The sequence below is a fragment of the Comamonas sp. FUJ_7 genome (assembly GCF_057369555.1).
Genome location: NZ_JBXXZI010000014.1, coordinates 1 through 13894 on the forward strand (window position 1 = coordinate 1; position 13894 = coordinate 13894).

At 59.8% G+C, this 13894-nt stretch carries 12 protein-coding genes; 6 read left to right on the plus strand and 6 right to left on the minus strand.

Annotation, left to right across the window (positions count from 1 at the left end; translation table 11 throughout):
- Together AC2I9W_RS16445 and htpG are read left to right on the plus strand one after the other, a co-directional pair.
- Nucleotides 1–1010 (plus strand): pseudouridine synthase (locus AC2I9W_RS16445; RefSeq protein WP_486411001.1); only part of this gene is annotated, 1010 nt, incomplete at its 5' end.
- Nucleotides 1011–1321: 311 nt separating this feature from the next.
- Nucleotides 1322–3271: a molecular chaperone HtpG gene (gene htpG / locus AC2I9W_RS16450; protein ID WP_486411002.1), complete on the plus strand. Its 1950-nt coding sequence runs from the start codon at nucleotides 1322–1324 to the stop codon at nucleotides 3269–3271.
- 563 nt (nucleotides 3272–3834) lie between these two features.
- On the opposite strand, the gene AC2I9W_RS16455 is transcribed toward htpG, so the two are convergent.
- Complete coding sequence (locus tag AC2I9W_RS16455) at nucleotides 3835–5043, minus strand: MFS transporter (protein ID WP_486411003.1); 1209 nt, start codon at nucleotides 5041–5043, stop codon at nucleotides 3835–3837.
- A gap of 122 nt (nucleotides 5044–5165) precedes the next feature.
- Between AC2I9W_RS16455 and AC2I9W_RS16460 the strand changes: the two genes are divergently transcribed.
- Nucleotides 5166–5873, plus strand: coding sequence for a TetR/AcrR family transcriptional regulator (locus AC2I9W_RS16460; RefSeq protein WP_486411004.1), 708 nt, complete (start codon nucleotides 5166–5168; stop codon nucleotides 5871–5873).
- A 10-nt stretch (nucleotides 5874–5883) separates the two neighbouring features.
- Nucleotides 5884–6342 carry a hypothetical protein gene (locus tag AC2I9W_RS16465; protein ID WP_486411072.1) on the plus strand — a complete coding sequence of 153 codons (459 nt, stop codon included), beginning with the start codon at nucleotides 5884–5886 and terminating at the stop codon, nucleotides 6340–6342.
- Nucleotides 6343–6418: 76 nt separating this feature from the next.
- Here AC2I9W_RS16465 and AC2I9W_RS16470 read toward each other — a convergent pair whose 3' ends face one another.
- Nucleotides 6419–7453: a serine/threonine protein kinase gene (locus AC2I9W_RS16470; protein ID WP_486411005.1), complete on the minus strand. Its 1035-nt coding sequence runs from the start codon at nucleotides 7451–7453 to the stop codon at nucleotides 6419–6421.
- 152 nt (nucleotides 7454–7605) lie between these two features.
- Between AC2I9W_RS16470 and AC2I9W_RS16475 the strand changes: the two genes are divergently transcribed.
- The gene (locus AC2I9W_RS16475; RefSeq protein ID WP_486411006.1) at nucleotides 7606–8301 is read left to right on the plus strand and encodes a 2'-5' RNA ligase family protein; all 696 of its coding nucleotides are present in this window, start codon (nucleotides 7606–7608) and stop codon (nucleotides 8299–8301) included.
- Nucleotides 8302–8477: 176 nt separating this feature from the next.
- On the opposite strand, the gene AC2I9W_RS16480 is transcribed toward AC2I9W_RS16475, so the two are convergent.
- A complete protein-coding gene (locus AC2I9W_RS16480; RefSeq protein WP_486411007.1) occupies nucleotides 8478–8894 on the minus strand; it encodes an organic hydroperoxide resistance protein in 417 nt (138 codons plus the stop codon).
- A 165-nt stretch (nucleotides 8895–9059) separates the two neighbouring features.
- Entirely contained in the window at nucleotides 9060–9455 is a 396-nt protein-coding gene (locus tag AC2I9W_RS16485; protein WP_486411008.1) for a hypothetical protein, read from the minus strand.
- A 31-nt stretch (nucleotides 9456–9486) separates the two neighbouring features.
- Between AC2I9W_RS16485 and AC2I9W_RS16490 the strand changes: the two genes are divergently transcribed.
- The gene (locus AC2I9W_RS16490; RefSeq protein ID WP_486411009.1) at nucleotides 9487–11619 is read left to right on the plus strand and encodes a radical SAM protein; all 2133 of its coding nucleotides are present in this window, start codon (nucleotides 9487–9489) and stop codon (nucleotides 11617–11619) included.
- Nucleotides 11620–11678: 59 nt separating this feature from the next.
- On the opposite strand, the gene AC2I9W_RS16495 is transcribed toward AC2I9W_RS16490, so the two are convergent.
- Together AC2I9W_RS16495 and AC2I9W_RS16500 are read right to left on the minus strand one after the other, a co-directional pair.
- Nucleotides 11679–12527: a 3-hydroxybutyryl-CoA dehydrogenase gene (locus AC2I9W_RS16495; protein WP_486411010.1), complete on the minus strand. Its 849-nt coding sequence runs from the start codon at nucleotides 12525–12527 to the stop codon at nucleotides 11679–11681.
- Nucleotides 12528–12691: 164 nt separating this feature from the next.
- Complete coding sequence (locus AC2I9W_RS16500; protein ID WP_486411011.1) at nucleotides 12692–13891, minus strand: GGDEF domain-containing protein; 1200 nt, start codon at nucleotides 13889–13891, stop codon at nucleotides 12692–12694.
- Nucleotides 13892–13894: the final 3 nt, after the last annotated feature.

Here is a 13894-nt window from a genome sequence, read left to right on the forward strand (position 1 = left end):
ACTTTGGTGGCCGAGGGCCGCGCGATGATGACCGCCGCAGCTATGGCGACCGTCGCAATGACGAGCGCCGTGGTGAACGCCGCGACAGTCGTGGAGGCGAGCCTGAAAAGCGCCATATCCCCGGCTCGTTTGTGTCGGAAGCAACCCGTCGCCCCACAACCGGCATTCGCACTTATCGTCCCGCTGCAGATGGCTCGGACCGCGCCATTCCTGTGAAGCGTGCTCCCGAAGTGGAAGCGCGCCAGGATGATCGTCCCGGTGCTATCCGCATCAACAAGCGCATTGCCGATATGGGCATGTGCTCGCGCCGCGAGGCCGATGAGTGGGTGGAAAACGGCTGGGTCACGGTCAACGGCGAAGTCGCGACTATGGGCCAGAACGTGGTGCCCGGCGACAAGATCGAGATCGATCAGAAGGCCCAGGACCGTCAGGACCAGCAAGTCACCATCCTGTTGAACAAGCCCGTGGGCTATGTGAGCGGCCAGGCCGAAGACGGCCACGAGCCCGCAGTGGTGCTGATTACCAACGAAAACCGCTGGAACGAAGACCGTAGCAAGACGCGTTTCAACTACAGCCAGCTCAAGGGTCTGGCACCTTGCGGCCGTCTGGACATCGACTCCGTGGGTCTGCTGGTGCTGACGCAAGACGGCCGTGTGGCCCGCCACATCATTGGTGAGGAATCGGAAGTCGACAAGGAATACTTGGTGCGCGTGACCTTTGGTGATCGCGACGTGGATGTGCAATCCGTCTTCCCGGAGGAAAAGCTGGAACTGCTGCGCCACGGTCTGTCGCTGGACGACCAACCTCTGCAGCCCGCCAAGGTGGACTGGCAGAACCCCGAGCAGCTGCGCTTTGTGCTGACTGAAGGCAAGAAGCGCCAGATTCGCCGTATGTGTGAGCAGGTGGGGCTGCGCGTGGTGGGCCTCAAGCGCATCCGTATCGGTGGCGTGACGCTGGGGAATCTGCCCACTGGCCAATGGCGTTACCTTGCTCCGCATGAGACTTTCTAACCCCCTGAGCGGCTTTGCCGCTTCCCCCTTTCTCTACGCGCTTTCGCGCTAAGGAAGGGGGACGATGCCTTCGCCGCGAGGCGGCTCTTGCTCGGCATCTCTGGGTTGGGGTAGTGGCGGTTTTTAAGTGAAATTGGCCTCTAACCCTTTATAGATAATCGCAAGCAGCTATTCTTTTTGAATGGCGCTTGCGATTTTTTCTTGTCCGAATAGCTCTTGAAATATCAGAGGGCAGGCCTTAGCTAACACTGCGCATCGCCTTGAGTGGATCTCCGGGCGGCTTTTGATTTCAGTTTTTCGCTCAAAAAGACATGACAAAGCAAACCCATTCCTTTCAGGCCGAAGTGGCCCAGTTGCTGCACCTGGTCACGCATTCGCTCTACTCCAACCAGGAAATTTTCCTGCGCGAGTTGATCTCCAATGCCTCGGATGCTTGCGACAAGCTGCGCTTTGAAGCGCTCAATGATTCCAGCCTCTATGGCGATCAGCCCAATTTGGAAGTGCGTGTGACCTTTGACAAGGCCGCCAAGACGCTGACGATTACCGACACCGGTATCGGCATGACCGAGCAGGAAGCCATCGACAACCTGGGCACGATTGCCAAGAGCGGGACCAAGGCTTTCATGGAAAAGCTCTCGGGTGACCAGAAAGCGGATTCGCAGCTGATCGGCCAGTTCGGCGTGGGCTTTTACTCCGGCTTCATCGTGGCCGACAAGATCGTGGTGGAATCCCGCCGCGCCGGCTTGGCTGCGTCTGAAGGTGTGCGCTGGACCAGCGGCGGCACGGGTGACTTTGAGATCGAGCAGATCGAACGTGCTGAGCGCGGAACCAGCATCATCTTGCATCTGCGTGACGACGCGCTGGAGTTTCTCAACGCGTGGAAGCTCAAGGAGATCATCGCCAAATACTCAGACCATATCAGTCTGCCCATCCTGATGGAAAAGGAAGAGTGGAAAGACAGCGACAAAGAAGGCGAGCCTGGCCAGATGGTTAAGACAGGCGAATGGGAAACCATCAACAAGGCCAGCGCGCTTTGGACGCGCCCCAAGAAAGACATTACCGAAGAGCAGTACCAGGATTTCTACAAAGCGATCAGCCATGACTTTGCAGATCCGCTGACCTGGAGTCACAACCGTGTCGAAGGCAATACCGAGTACACGCAGCTGCTCTACATCCCCTCGAAAGCTCCTTTTGACTTGTATCAGCGAGACAAGCATGCGGGCATCAAGCTGTATGTGAAGCGCGTCTTCATCATGGACGACGCCGAGGCGCTAATGCCCCAGTACCTGCGCTTCGTGAAGGGTGTGATCGACTCCAGCGATCTGCCACTGAACGTCAGCCGCGAGCTGCTGCAGGAGTCGCGTGATGTACGCCTGATCCGCGAGGGCTCGGTCAAGCGCGTCCTCTCCATGCTGGAAGACCTTGCCCGCCACGATAAGCACGAGGCGTCCGCTGAAGGCGCTGAAGTCACCGATGTGGTGGATGCCGACGACAAAGCCAAGGAAGGCAAGTACAGCCAGTTCTACGCCGAGTTTGGCGCTGTGCTCAAGGAAGGCTTGGGCGAAGACTTTGCCAACAAGGAGCGCATTGCCAAGCTGCTGCGTTTCGCCACCACCACGCACGAAGGCCTGAACACTTCGTTTGCCGACTACAAGGCGCGCATGAAGGAAGGCCAGGACGCGATTTACTACATCACGGCCGACACCCTGGCTGCCGCCAAGAACAGCCCACAGCTGGAAGTGTTCAAGAAAAAGGGCATTGAAGTGCTCTTGATGACCGACCGTGTGGACGAGTGGGCGCTGAACTATCTGCACGAGTTTGACGGCACACCCCTGCAGTCCGTGGCGAAGGGCGCCGTGGACCTGGGCAAGCTGCAAAACGAAGAAGAGAAGAAGGCCGCTGAAGAAGCTGCCGAAGCCTTCAAGCCCGTGCTGGCCAAGCTCAAAGAAGCTTTGAAGGACAAGGCCGAAGATGTCCGCGCGACTAGCCGCCTGGTAGATTCCCCCGCCTGTCTGGTGGTCAGTGACGGCGGCATGAGCCTGCAACTGGCCCGCTTGCTCAAGCAGGCTGGCCAGGCCGCCCCCGACTCCAAACCCGTGCTGGAAGTGAACCCCGATCACGCCCTGGTCAAGAAGCTGGACGGCTCCGTCCACTTCAACGATCTGGCGCAGATCCTGTTTGACCAAGCTGTGCTGGCCGAAGGCGGTATGCCTGAAGACCCCGCTGCTTACGTCAAGCGTGTGAATGCACTGCTGGCTTAAACGGCTTAGCTCTCAATAAAAATCCCCGCAGAGTGGTGGCTCTGCGGGGATTTTTTATGGAATGCGCTTGACGGCAAGCGGCCATTGATGGCTATTGGTGCTCGTCAAATGTCATGGCCTCAGAAGCTGAAGATTACGGAGTGACATCGCTTCAATCGAAAAGCCAGAAATATGCGACCGAAGCTGCACATGCCAAAGCCATTACCAGGAAGACCAAGGGCATGCCTGGAATGCCTCCGGCTCCTGTGCACTTGTGGGAGCGTGAAACCCCTTGTTCTCTCACTGACAAAGGGTCAACCCCCACCGCTCTGCCAGACACGGGGGGAACCGCCCAAACAAAGTTGGGCAAATCGTGGAAAAGTGCGCTTATTCTCGCCAAGCAATATCTTTTTTTGGGGCGCTCGCTGCTCCGCATTGTTGGGACGACTGGATCTTCAGCTTCAAGAATCTTCATGCGATAAGCACACGAGAAAAATAGCATCCAGCGCTTGCTCATAAGGCGTTTGAATAGGCTGCGGCTGTCTGGCTGCGCAGGGGCTGGCCCGCACTTCGGATGGCAAGGCTCACTGTCGCGGTACCGGCAGGGTACGTGCCCGGATGCTGATGCCTCCAAGTACGACTGAAAGAAGGCCAAGGCATGTGCAGAAACCGATCATGGCGCCAGTCAAGCCAATGTGGTCAGACAGCCAGCCCATGCCCAAAATGGGCACGATGGTGCCGATGTAGCCCACGATTAGGTAAGTGGACAGCAAGCCCGTGCGGTTGGTGGGCTTGGAGACCTTGTTGACCACCGCCATGCCTGACAGATTGCACAGCGCGTGTCCGCAGGACATGCTCAACACGCTCAAGGCGAACAGCCATGGCGAGCCCGCAAACAGATTGAGAATCAGCAGTGCATTGGTAAACGCTAGGGCAAAAAAACCGATGATGGCCAGTTGTTTGGTGGGGTAGGGCCGGGCGATCAGCTGAATGCCGGCCGACAGAAACAGGATGACGCCGATGGACAGGCCAGAGACCGCAGGCCCGTGCCAAGGCAGCATCTGGGCCATGAAGCTGGGGGCCATGGCGGCGAACAGGCTGAACATGCCGAAGGCGGAAAATGCCGCCATGCAGCCCAGTGCGTAGTGATAGAGAAAGGGCTTGCGAGGCTGGGAAATGCTGGGCAGAACGTCATGGAGTCTCAGGCTGGAAGTTCTGTGAGTGCTTGCATGGGCCGCAGGCAGCTGGATCTTGAACAGTGCATAAATACCCAAAAAGCTCAGTGCAATCGGCGGCAGGTAGCTGCTGACCAGAGGGAATGGCACCCATTGCGCCATCAATCCGCCCACCACGGGCCCCAGGCCGAAGCCGAAGGCAATCGTCAGACTTGTGGTGGCTGCCGCACGCTGCAGGTCTCCCTTGTTGTTGAGCTGAGTCATGCCGATGGAGGCCGAGGTGGTGACAAGACCCGAGGCGAGCCCGATGATGAATCGGGATGCGCCCAGACTCCAGGCATTCCATGACAGGGCCGAGCCGATGACGCCTACGGTCATCACGATCAGGCCCAGACGCAGCACCTTGAGAAATCCAAAGAGGTTGGTCAGCCGGCCCAGAAACAGCAGGCTGATCAGCGCACCCAGCATATAGGTCACGAAAATCTGCGTGATATGGCTGGCCTGCAGCCCCCAGGCTTGCTGATAAAGCGGATAGAGCGGGCTGGCAAGAGCTGTTCCCATGACGCCTACGCACATGGAAAAGCAGACCCAGGCATAGGGGCTCAGGCGAGATTGCATGGTGAAAATACGTGGTGGATTCGGCATTCCTCATGTCTTATGTGGAGAAATCTGCCGAGACTAAAATTATTAAAAGTGACTTTCTGGTCAATTTTGTCCATTCTAAAAAAGGGCCTCGAAGAATGAAGCATGGCAAGGCTGCAGCCCTTTCTACAGACTCGGATATAGCGGCGCAGACAATGCGGCGGCGCAGAACGCGCGGTCCCAGCGTGGACAAGACGGCGCAAACACGCCAGCTGATTGCGGAAGCGGCACTGGCTGAATTTGCGGAGTCTGGCGTGGCGCGCTGCACCATGGAGCGAATTGCACGCAGAGCCGGTGTTGCAAAGGGGACGCTGTATCTGTACTACCCGTCCAAGGATGAGCTGCTGCGCGGCGTGGTGGCGCATGCCCTGAGACATTCGGTTGTCTACCAGCCACTCAAGCGCAGGAAAGGCGAGACTGTCAAAGCCTTTCTGAGGCGCAGTCTGCTGCCAACGCTGGAGGCGGTGGAGAGCAGTGAGCGCGGCACGCTGGCGCGGCTGGTGCTCAGTGAGGCGCGCCATGCTCCGGAGCTGGGCAGGTTGTACAAAGAACTGGCCTTTGATACCTGGCAGCACTATGTGCAGGACTTGCTGGCACTCGCTGTCAAGGAAGGGGAGCTTAAAACACGCTCCGTGCACCGCAGTGCACAGTTGCTGGCCAGTCCGTTCTGGATGGCCTTGGTACACAACAATCTGCTGGCTCCCGGTGCATCCCAGAAGCTGGCCCTGAAACCCTTGATCGAGCTACTCATTGATAACCTTTTTGCCCGTGCAACGGATGACAATGAGACTGTTGAAAATGAATAAGTTGACGGATATGAACACTCCCTACAGACCTTATCGCGGCAAGGCACTGGGCGCAGCCTTGGCGACGGTGCTGATTCTTGCCTTGCCTGCCTGCGGCTCTGTGGGCGCAGGAGTGGGTGTGGGTATTCCGGTCGGGCCTTTTTCTGTAGGCGTTGGTCTTGGCAGCGGGGGCTTGAGTGCGGGTGTGGGAACAGGTGTTGGCCCTGTCGGTGTGGGCGTGGGAGTCAATCAGCGTGGGCAGGTCCTCGGCAGTGCCGGGGTCGGAGCCTCGACCGGAGTGGGTGCCGCGAGCGTTGGTGTTGGCGTGGGTACGTCAACCGTCTTGCATGATCCCCATCAGCAGCCGCGCCCCGCACAGGAGGCAACTGTGTTGCCTGAGCCTGTCGCAGTACCCGGCTCCAGCAATGTCCAGTGGCGTGATGCGCACGGACAAGTGGTGCCCGAATGTCGGCTGCAGGGGCGGTGCTGAATGAGTCGGTAGTGGCAGCGAATAAAGCACAGGCCGCAGGGCGGGCTGTGCTCATGGATACGCAAGGGACTCCGGCTCAGGCGTAGAGCGGCTCTGCCTGCATGGCTTCGATCTGCTCGTTGAGCATGTCCACCTGGCCTTGCCAGTAGTCAAAGCTGCCAAACCACGGGAAGTTGATGGCAAAGATGGGGTCTTGCCAGCGGCGTGCCAGCCAGGCGCTGTAATGCAGCAGGCGCAGCGTGCGCAGCGGCTCGATCAGGGCCAGCTCGCGCCGGTCAAAGGGGCGGAACTGCTCATAGCCTTCCAGCAGGGCCGATAGCTGCTGGGTTTGCTGGCCTCTGTCGCCAGACAAGAGCATCCACAAGTCCTGCACGGCCGGTCCGCTGCGGGCATCGTCCAAATCCACAAAATGCGGGCCGCCGTGGCCGTTGTCGTCCAGCGGTGTCCACAGAATATTGCCGGGGTGGCAGTCGCCGTGCAGGCGAATCTGCTTGGCACTTTGCAAGCCAAAATGGCCTGCAGCGCTTAGTCCGTCTGCAGCAGGTGCTATCAAGGCAAGAGCGGTCTCGCAAGCCTGTTGCCAGCGGCTGCGCACCTCGATAGCGACCACATTGTTGTCCAGCAGATAGCGCATGGAGTCATGGCCAAAGCTTTGCAGATTGAGCGCCGGGCGGTGCGCAAACGTCTGGGCCGAACCCACGGTGTGGATGCGGGCCAGAAAGCGGCCAATCCATTCCAGCACCTCCCAGTCATCCAGCTCGGGCCTGCGCCCGCCGCGCCAGGGACTGACGCTGAACAGAAAGCCTGCATGCTCATGCACGGTCTTGCCTTCCAGCACCAGCGGCGCAACGGCGGGAATTTCCTTGGCCGCCAGCTCTTGCGAGAAAGCATGCTCCTCCTCGATCTGCGCCTGGCTCCAGCGGCCAGGGCGGTAGAACTTGGCCACCACCTTGTCGCCATCGTCCTGATGGGCCAGATAGACGCGGTTCTCGTAGGAGCTGAGCGCCGTCAGGCGCCCGTCCGGCAGCAGACCAGTGCTGCACAGCGCATCGATCACGCAGTCCGGCGTGAGGGCGGCATAGGGGTGAGAGGGGTCTTGCAGTTCGCTCATCTAGACATTGTCATGCGCAAAGCCAAGGCTGGGTCGCAATTCACCAGACTTTGAGGTTGCGCACATTGCTTTTGATTTGATAGCTGGTTGCGCTTTGCCAGCATGGTTTAGAGTGCGATTTCTATTGAATACGCCGTAGGCAAGAGACCTCTTTGCAAACTGGCACACTCACCATCATGAATGCCAGCTACGCCCTGTCACAGCCCTGCGAAGACCGAGATTTTGCCGAGTGGCACCAAGGCTGCCCCTGGTGTGCCGTGTGGGTGGTGCTGATTGATTCCGAGGCAGTTAACGCCACGGTGCAGGCCGCACGCCATGTGCTGGGCGATGCGCTGCTGACACGCTATGCCCGCCAGCCGCATCTGACGCTGGCCTATCGTGGCCTGTGCGATGCCACACCCCACGCAGCGGCTGAATTTGCGGCTGAACACCTCCAGGCTGATCTCCACACCCTGAAAGCGCTGGCCCAGCCGCCATTTGCCGTGCAACTGCAGGGCGTGGGCAGCTTCACCACCGTGCCGTATCTGAGCGTGACGCAGGGCGCCGATATGCTGACCCGGCTACACGATGCACTACAGCCCTGGCCGCCAGAGCCGGGTTGGCACTACCAGCCGCATGTGACCCTGGGGCACTACGCCAGAGAGCTGCCATTGCTATGGGCGGTAGACCATTTGCAGTCCGCCGGTGTGGGCTTACCGCAACTGTCGATAGACGTGCAGCAACTGGCGCTGGTGCGCTACGCCAGCCACGATATTGCCGGCCCGCTGGTGGTGGAAGGCCTGTGGGATTTGCAGCGGCAGCAATACCAGCCGCAACATGGCGCGCTGTGGGCGCAGGAGCGCCCATAAAAAGCCGGGCGTTGCCCGGTTGGTGTGTGGAGCACCTGCCCAAAAGCTGGCGCGATCCAAGCCAGAAACACCGAGCAAGGGCCGCCCCACAGCGAGGGTGTTGTCCCCTCGCCCGAAGTGCGCAGCACTGCGAGAGCGAGGGGAAGGCGCAAAGCGCCACAGGGGAGTGATCGCGATTAAGCGATCTTCAGTTCCACATTGATATTGCCGCGCGTAGCGTTGGAGTAGGGGCAGACCTGGTGAGCAGCGTCCACCAGTTGCTGGGCAGCGGCCTTGTCCATGCCGGGCAGGTTGATGGTCATGCGTACTGCAATGCCGAACACCTCGCCCACGGGGCCCAGGTCCACTTCTGCGTCCACGGACAGGTCGGCGGGTAGGGCTGTTTGTGTGCGTGCAGCCACGGCCTTCATGGCACCGATAAAGCAGGCGGAGTACCCCGCGGCAAACAGTTGCTCTGGGTTGGTGCCCTGGCCAGCGCCGCCGGGGGCGGTCAGCTTGATGTCCAGACGGCCATCATCGGTGCGCGAAGCGCCCTCGCGGCCGCCAGTGGTGTGGGCGTGGGCGGTGTACAAAACCTTGTCGAGTTGGGCCATGGTGATCTCCTTGGGTTGGTAAAAGACATACGCTAACCCATGTTGATGACGCCAGTTGCTCGCAGGGGGGAGAGCGCTTGTGCGGAGAATGCACGAATCTCTGTCAGATTTGCCACCAGCGCTTTTGTGACAAGCGCTGGCAGCTATGAATTTGAGAAAGCGGCCTTAGTCGTCGTAGGGAAGATCAGCGGGGTTGACTCCCACAAAATCAGGCGCTGGTGTGACGTGCAGGCGCTGCGCCAGGATGTCCTGATGGCCCTGCACCAGCCGCTTGACGGCGCGATGCATGCCGTCCATCAGCCGGCCTTCGGCATCCAGCAAAATGGGGTAGCCGGTGTCGGCGGCATCGACGAGCTTCATATGCTCTGCAATAGAGCGCGGCGTGGGCTTGTCACCGGGCTCGCTGAACCAGAAGCACTGGTCGAGCTCGGCGATTTCGCTCAGCAGCACGGGCTGCGGCTTCAGCTTCTGATCCACTGTCAGCGCGATGAGTTTGCGCACATCCCAGGCCAGCGGGTCCTGTGCGCTGGGGCGGATATGGTATTGGGCTCGAATCGACATGCGGGCGATGATAGGTGAGGAGTCTAGAGTGATGATTGAAACTCTGGCGCAGGCATCAGGGCCTGCGCTGCGCAATTCGTTCAGAGACTACGCGCTGGACGGCGCGCTGCTGCGCTTTCATCCAGCAAGCGGCACCCACATTCGCATTGCCAATGTGGCCACGCAGCATCTGCGCCGCGTGGTGCCGCGTGTGGCGATGTTTGGCATTACCAATAAGTGCAACCTGAGCTGCGATTTCTGCTCGCGCGATGTGCAGCGCGAGAGTGCGTGGACAGTGCAGTCCGCCGCCCAAACGCTGCGCGAGTTGAGCGCAGCCGGGGTGCTGGAAGTGGCTTTCGGCGGTGGCGAGCCCTTTGCGTTTCGCGGCTTTGCTGATTTGATTGAGGAGCTGCATGAAACCACGGCGCTGGCCCTTAATGTCACCACCAATGGCTTGCTGATCCGAGACAACAGCCTTAGCCGCTATGCAGGCCGCTTCGGGCAGGTGCGGCTATCTATCTACGAAGACCCGCGCTGGCGCGATGCGGCGCAGATTTTGTCCAGCCACGGGCAAAAGTGGGGCGCTAATTTGCTGGTGGATACGCAGGCGCTGAGCTCCTTGCCCGCCTTGCTGGCGCAACTGGCGGCGCTGGGTTGTCACGACGTTTCGCTGCTGTCGTATATCGGCCCTGATCTGCGCCGGCATCTGGGGCATGAGGGCAAGGCGCGACTGGCGTCCATCGTGCAGGACTCGCCCATTGCCTGCCGTCTTTCTGTCTGCTTTGGCAATACCGTGCCGCTGCCCCGTTTGTTTGATGGTGCAGACGGCAGCGGCGACTGTGGTGCGGGCGTGGACTTTGTCTCCATCACGCCCGATCAGCGCATGCAAGGCTGCTCGTTCCATGACGGTGGCCTGCCCGCACGCAACGCCCAGGAAATTCTGGATGGCTGGCGCTTGCAACGCTCGCACCTGGCGCAGCCCAGCTTGCGCCACGGCTGCATGGGGCGCAGGCGCGGTGCGGCGCCGCATCAGCCCACCGAGAGTTCAGTTCGCGTGTGGCAGGCGTTTTCAGGCAATAACAGCGGCGAATGTGTGATGGTGGCGCGCTTTGACACCATCGACGATGCCAACGTCTATCTGGCGCAGTTGCTGCCTGGCTGGAAGCCTGAAGCCGATTACTCGCCAGAGTGGAAGCAGTTGTTTCAGGCACAGGCCGTTGCCGGGCCCGGTCTGGCGCATGGCGAGATGCCCCGCGATTTGGTGGCCATTGGCCGATCTGTGGTGGCTATGAGCTATGGCCTGGACGATATGTTCCCTGAGCTTCGTGCACTGGCCTGGAAACAGGGTGCGGCAGTGATGTCTGATGGTGTGCATTGTCATGAGGTGACGCTCTTGGCCGCAGTGCGCACGGCCAGCGCCGAGGAAGCGCGCAGTCTGGCTGCATTTGAGTTTGCTCCTGAAATGCAGGTCAAGACCTTTGTGTATGGCGACAGGCTGTTGTTGTCCATGGGCTTGTTGGGCAGCGATGGTGAGCTGGCAGATTGCAAGCAGATGCTGGAAAAACTGGCGGCGGGCAGGCCCATGGCCGCAGAAATTCTGGCCGAGGTGCTGACGCCGGAAGCGATGCTGGAGGTGCTTAAGTGCCTAGGCGTAAGCATCGACCAGAAGCCGAGATTGCTGCTGCACTTCTGGAGCGCTGAACCTGCGAAGGCACTGCAAAAAGCAGAGCGCTTTGCGCAGATGGTGACGGAGGCTGAGGTCACTTTGGCTGCTGGTTGTGTGCTGGTGACAGGCCTCGCACGGCGCAAGCGGTTGGCGGTGCTGGCCTATCGGCAAGGGGCGCAGGTGGCGGCGCTGGATACCGCAGAGCTGCAGATTCACGCTCGCATTTCCTTGCCCGAACTGCCCAGGCAGAAGGGTGTGCGTGCCGTACAGCCGCAGATCGACATTCAGGCGTTGCGCTATGTGCTGCAGCAAAGCCTGTGGGGCAAGGGAAAGCTGGAAGTGACGGAGTCCTATCGTGGCGCAGCGCAGGTGCTGGTGACCACGACGCAGCCCGAATGGGTGCTGGAGCAGCTGAAACAGACGGCCAGCAGCTTGGGGGCAGATACACGCTACTGGGTCAGCGAGACTCAGTCTCTGGCGATGACGGTGCGGCGTTTGATGGAACAGCTCAAGGAATAAGCAAAAAAGCGCATGTGGGTTTTGCTCCCACGTGCGCTTTTCGTTGTTTGAGCTCAGTCTCAGTAGGTGTACACGCCCTGGCCGGTCTTGCGGCCCAGACGGCCAGCGGCCACCATTTCGCGCAGCAGGAAGCAGGGGCGGTACTTGCTGTCGCCAAATTCCTTGAGGTAAACCTCCATCACGGCCAGGCACACGTCCAGACCAATCATGTCGGCCAGAGCCAGCGGTCCGATGGGTTGGTTGCAGCCCAGCTTCATGCCGGCGTCAATGTCTTCGGCGGTGGCCGTGCCTTCGGAGAGCACCTGGAAGGCTTCGTTGATCATGGGCACCAGAATGCGGTTGACTACAAAGCCGGGGGCGTTCTTGACGGTGATAGGAGTCTTGCCCAGCGTCTCGGACAGGGTCTTGACGGCCTCGTGCGTAGCGTCGCTGGTCTGCAGGCCACGGATGATCTCCACCAGCGCCATCATGGGCACGGGGTTGAAAAAGTGCATGCCGATAAAGCGGTCGGCGCGCTGGGTCACTGCGGCCAGCTGGGTGATAGAGATGGACGAGGTGTTGGTCGCCACGATCACGTCCTGATCGAGCAGGCCGTCGAGCTGCTTGAGGATCTTGACCTTGAGGTCGAAGTTTTCGGTCGCAGCTTCGATCACCAGCTGGGCGGCCTTCAGGTCGTCGTAGTTGGTGGAGGTCGTGATGCGGCCCAGGGCCGCGGTCTTTTCAGTTTCGCTGATCTTTTCCTTCTTGATCAGGCGGTCCAGGCTGCCAGCCACGGTGGCCAGGCCTTTTTGCACAGCGGCGTCAGAGATATCGACCATTACCACGTTGATGCCCGACACGGCGCAAGCCTGCGCGATGCCGTTGCCCATGGTGCCGGCGCCAATGATGCCTACGGTTTGGATTGCCATTTTTTGTCTCCATTCAGATAAATGCGATTGAACTGGAAAATGTTATCCCGGATCTGACCGGGTTTGACCTTAGTCGGGCATGGTTTTGCATGCTAGGCGCCACGATCATTGCTTGTCGCGTGCTTGTCAGAGGTGCTGGCTTGGGAGGTTTGAGCCTTTTTACCTCAGATATGGGCGTCTGAGGTCGGCGGTGCTGGTGGCGTCATGGTGCGAAACACCACGCGTCCACGGGCTTGTTTCTTGGCTTGCTGCAGAGCCTCGGTGGCTAGATCCGACAGTTCATTCAAGTGCAAATCCTGCCAGACAGTTGGCACCAGTACGCAGCCGGCACTGAAGTCCAGGCTGACTTGCAGTTCATATTGGGCACCCATCTGGATGGATGACTTGATCCGCGTGATCAGGGATTGAACACCGGCTTGGTTGGCATGAACCAGCAGGCAAAAGGACTCACCTTTCCAGCGAACCACCACCTCGTCGCCTCGCATCTGCTTTCGCAGGGTCAGTGACATCAACTGCAGGGCCTCATCACCCGTTTGATAGCCGTGCTTGCGGTTGACGCGAGAAAAGTGGTCCATATCCATCAAGATCATGGCCAGGGGAAGCTGCTCGCGTCTTGCCCTGTGCAGCATGAAGCGAGCCTGATTTTTGATGGCCTGCCGCCGCGGCAGCCCGGTCAGGCTATCTTCGGGAGAGTCGTAGGCTTGCTGGCGTAGCTCTTCATCTCGGCAGGCCATGAGTATGGACAGAAAGAGAGTTGCCGAGAAAAAAGGCATCAGCCATGAGAGCTGCAAGACAGGCAGAGGGGCTTGGAAGAAGCTTTGCCGCCACGGTGTTGGCAAGGCAGAGTAGCCTTTGGAGATCAGTACGTAGGCGAGCCCCATCGCCGACACCACGAATAGCGTGCGCCAGACCTTGCCGGTGTTGTGCTTGGGGCGCAAAGCGAGGCAGGCCAGTGCCGCGACGCACAGGCCGTACATGACGCTGAACCAGGCCAGGCGATAAGACTCGCTCAGGATCAGCACTATTGCGCCGGCAAGGGTCAGGAGGCACAGCACCGCCAAGGCGCGGCGCAGCTGCAGGTTGCGCGGACCAAGCCAGCCCTTGAGGGCTTTTTTCAGCTGCCACAAAGCACCTGTTGCTGCAGAGACTGCAGCGATGAACAGCAGAGAACTCCAGAAAGTGGACGCGACTTTATCCGCCGCAAAAATCAGTAGCCAGCTCAGGCCGTGCAGCAGCAGAAACTGCTGGGCATTTCGTACAGGGCGGCTGGTCTGCGAGCCCATGAACCATGGCAGGGCAAAGGCGACCGTCATCAAATTGACGGCCACCATGAGCGACATGGAAAACTGGTCGGCTTCAGGCATGCC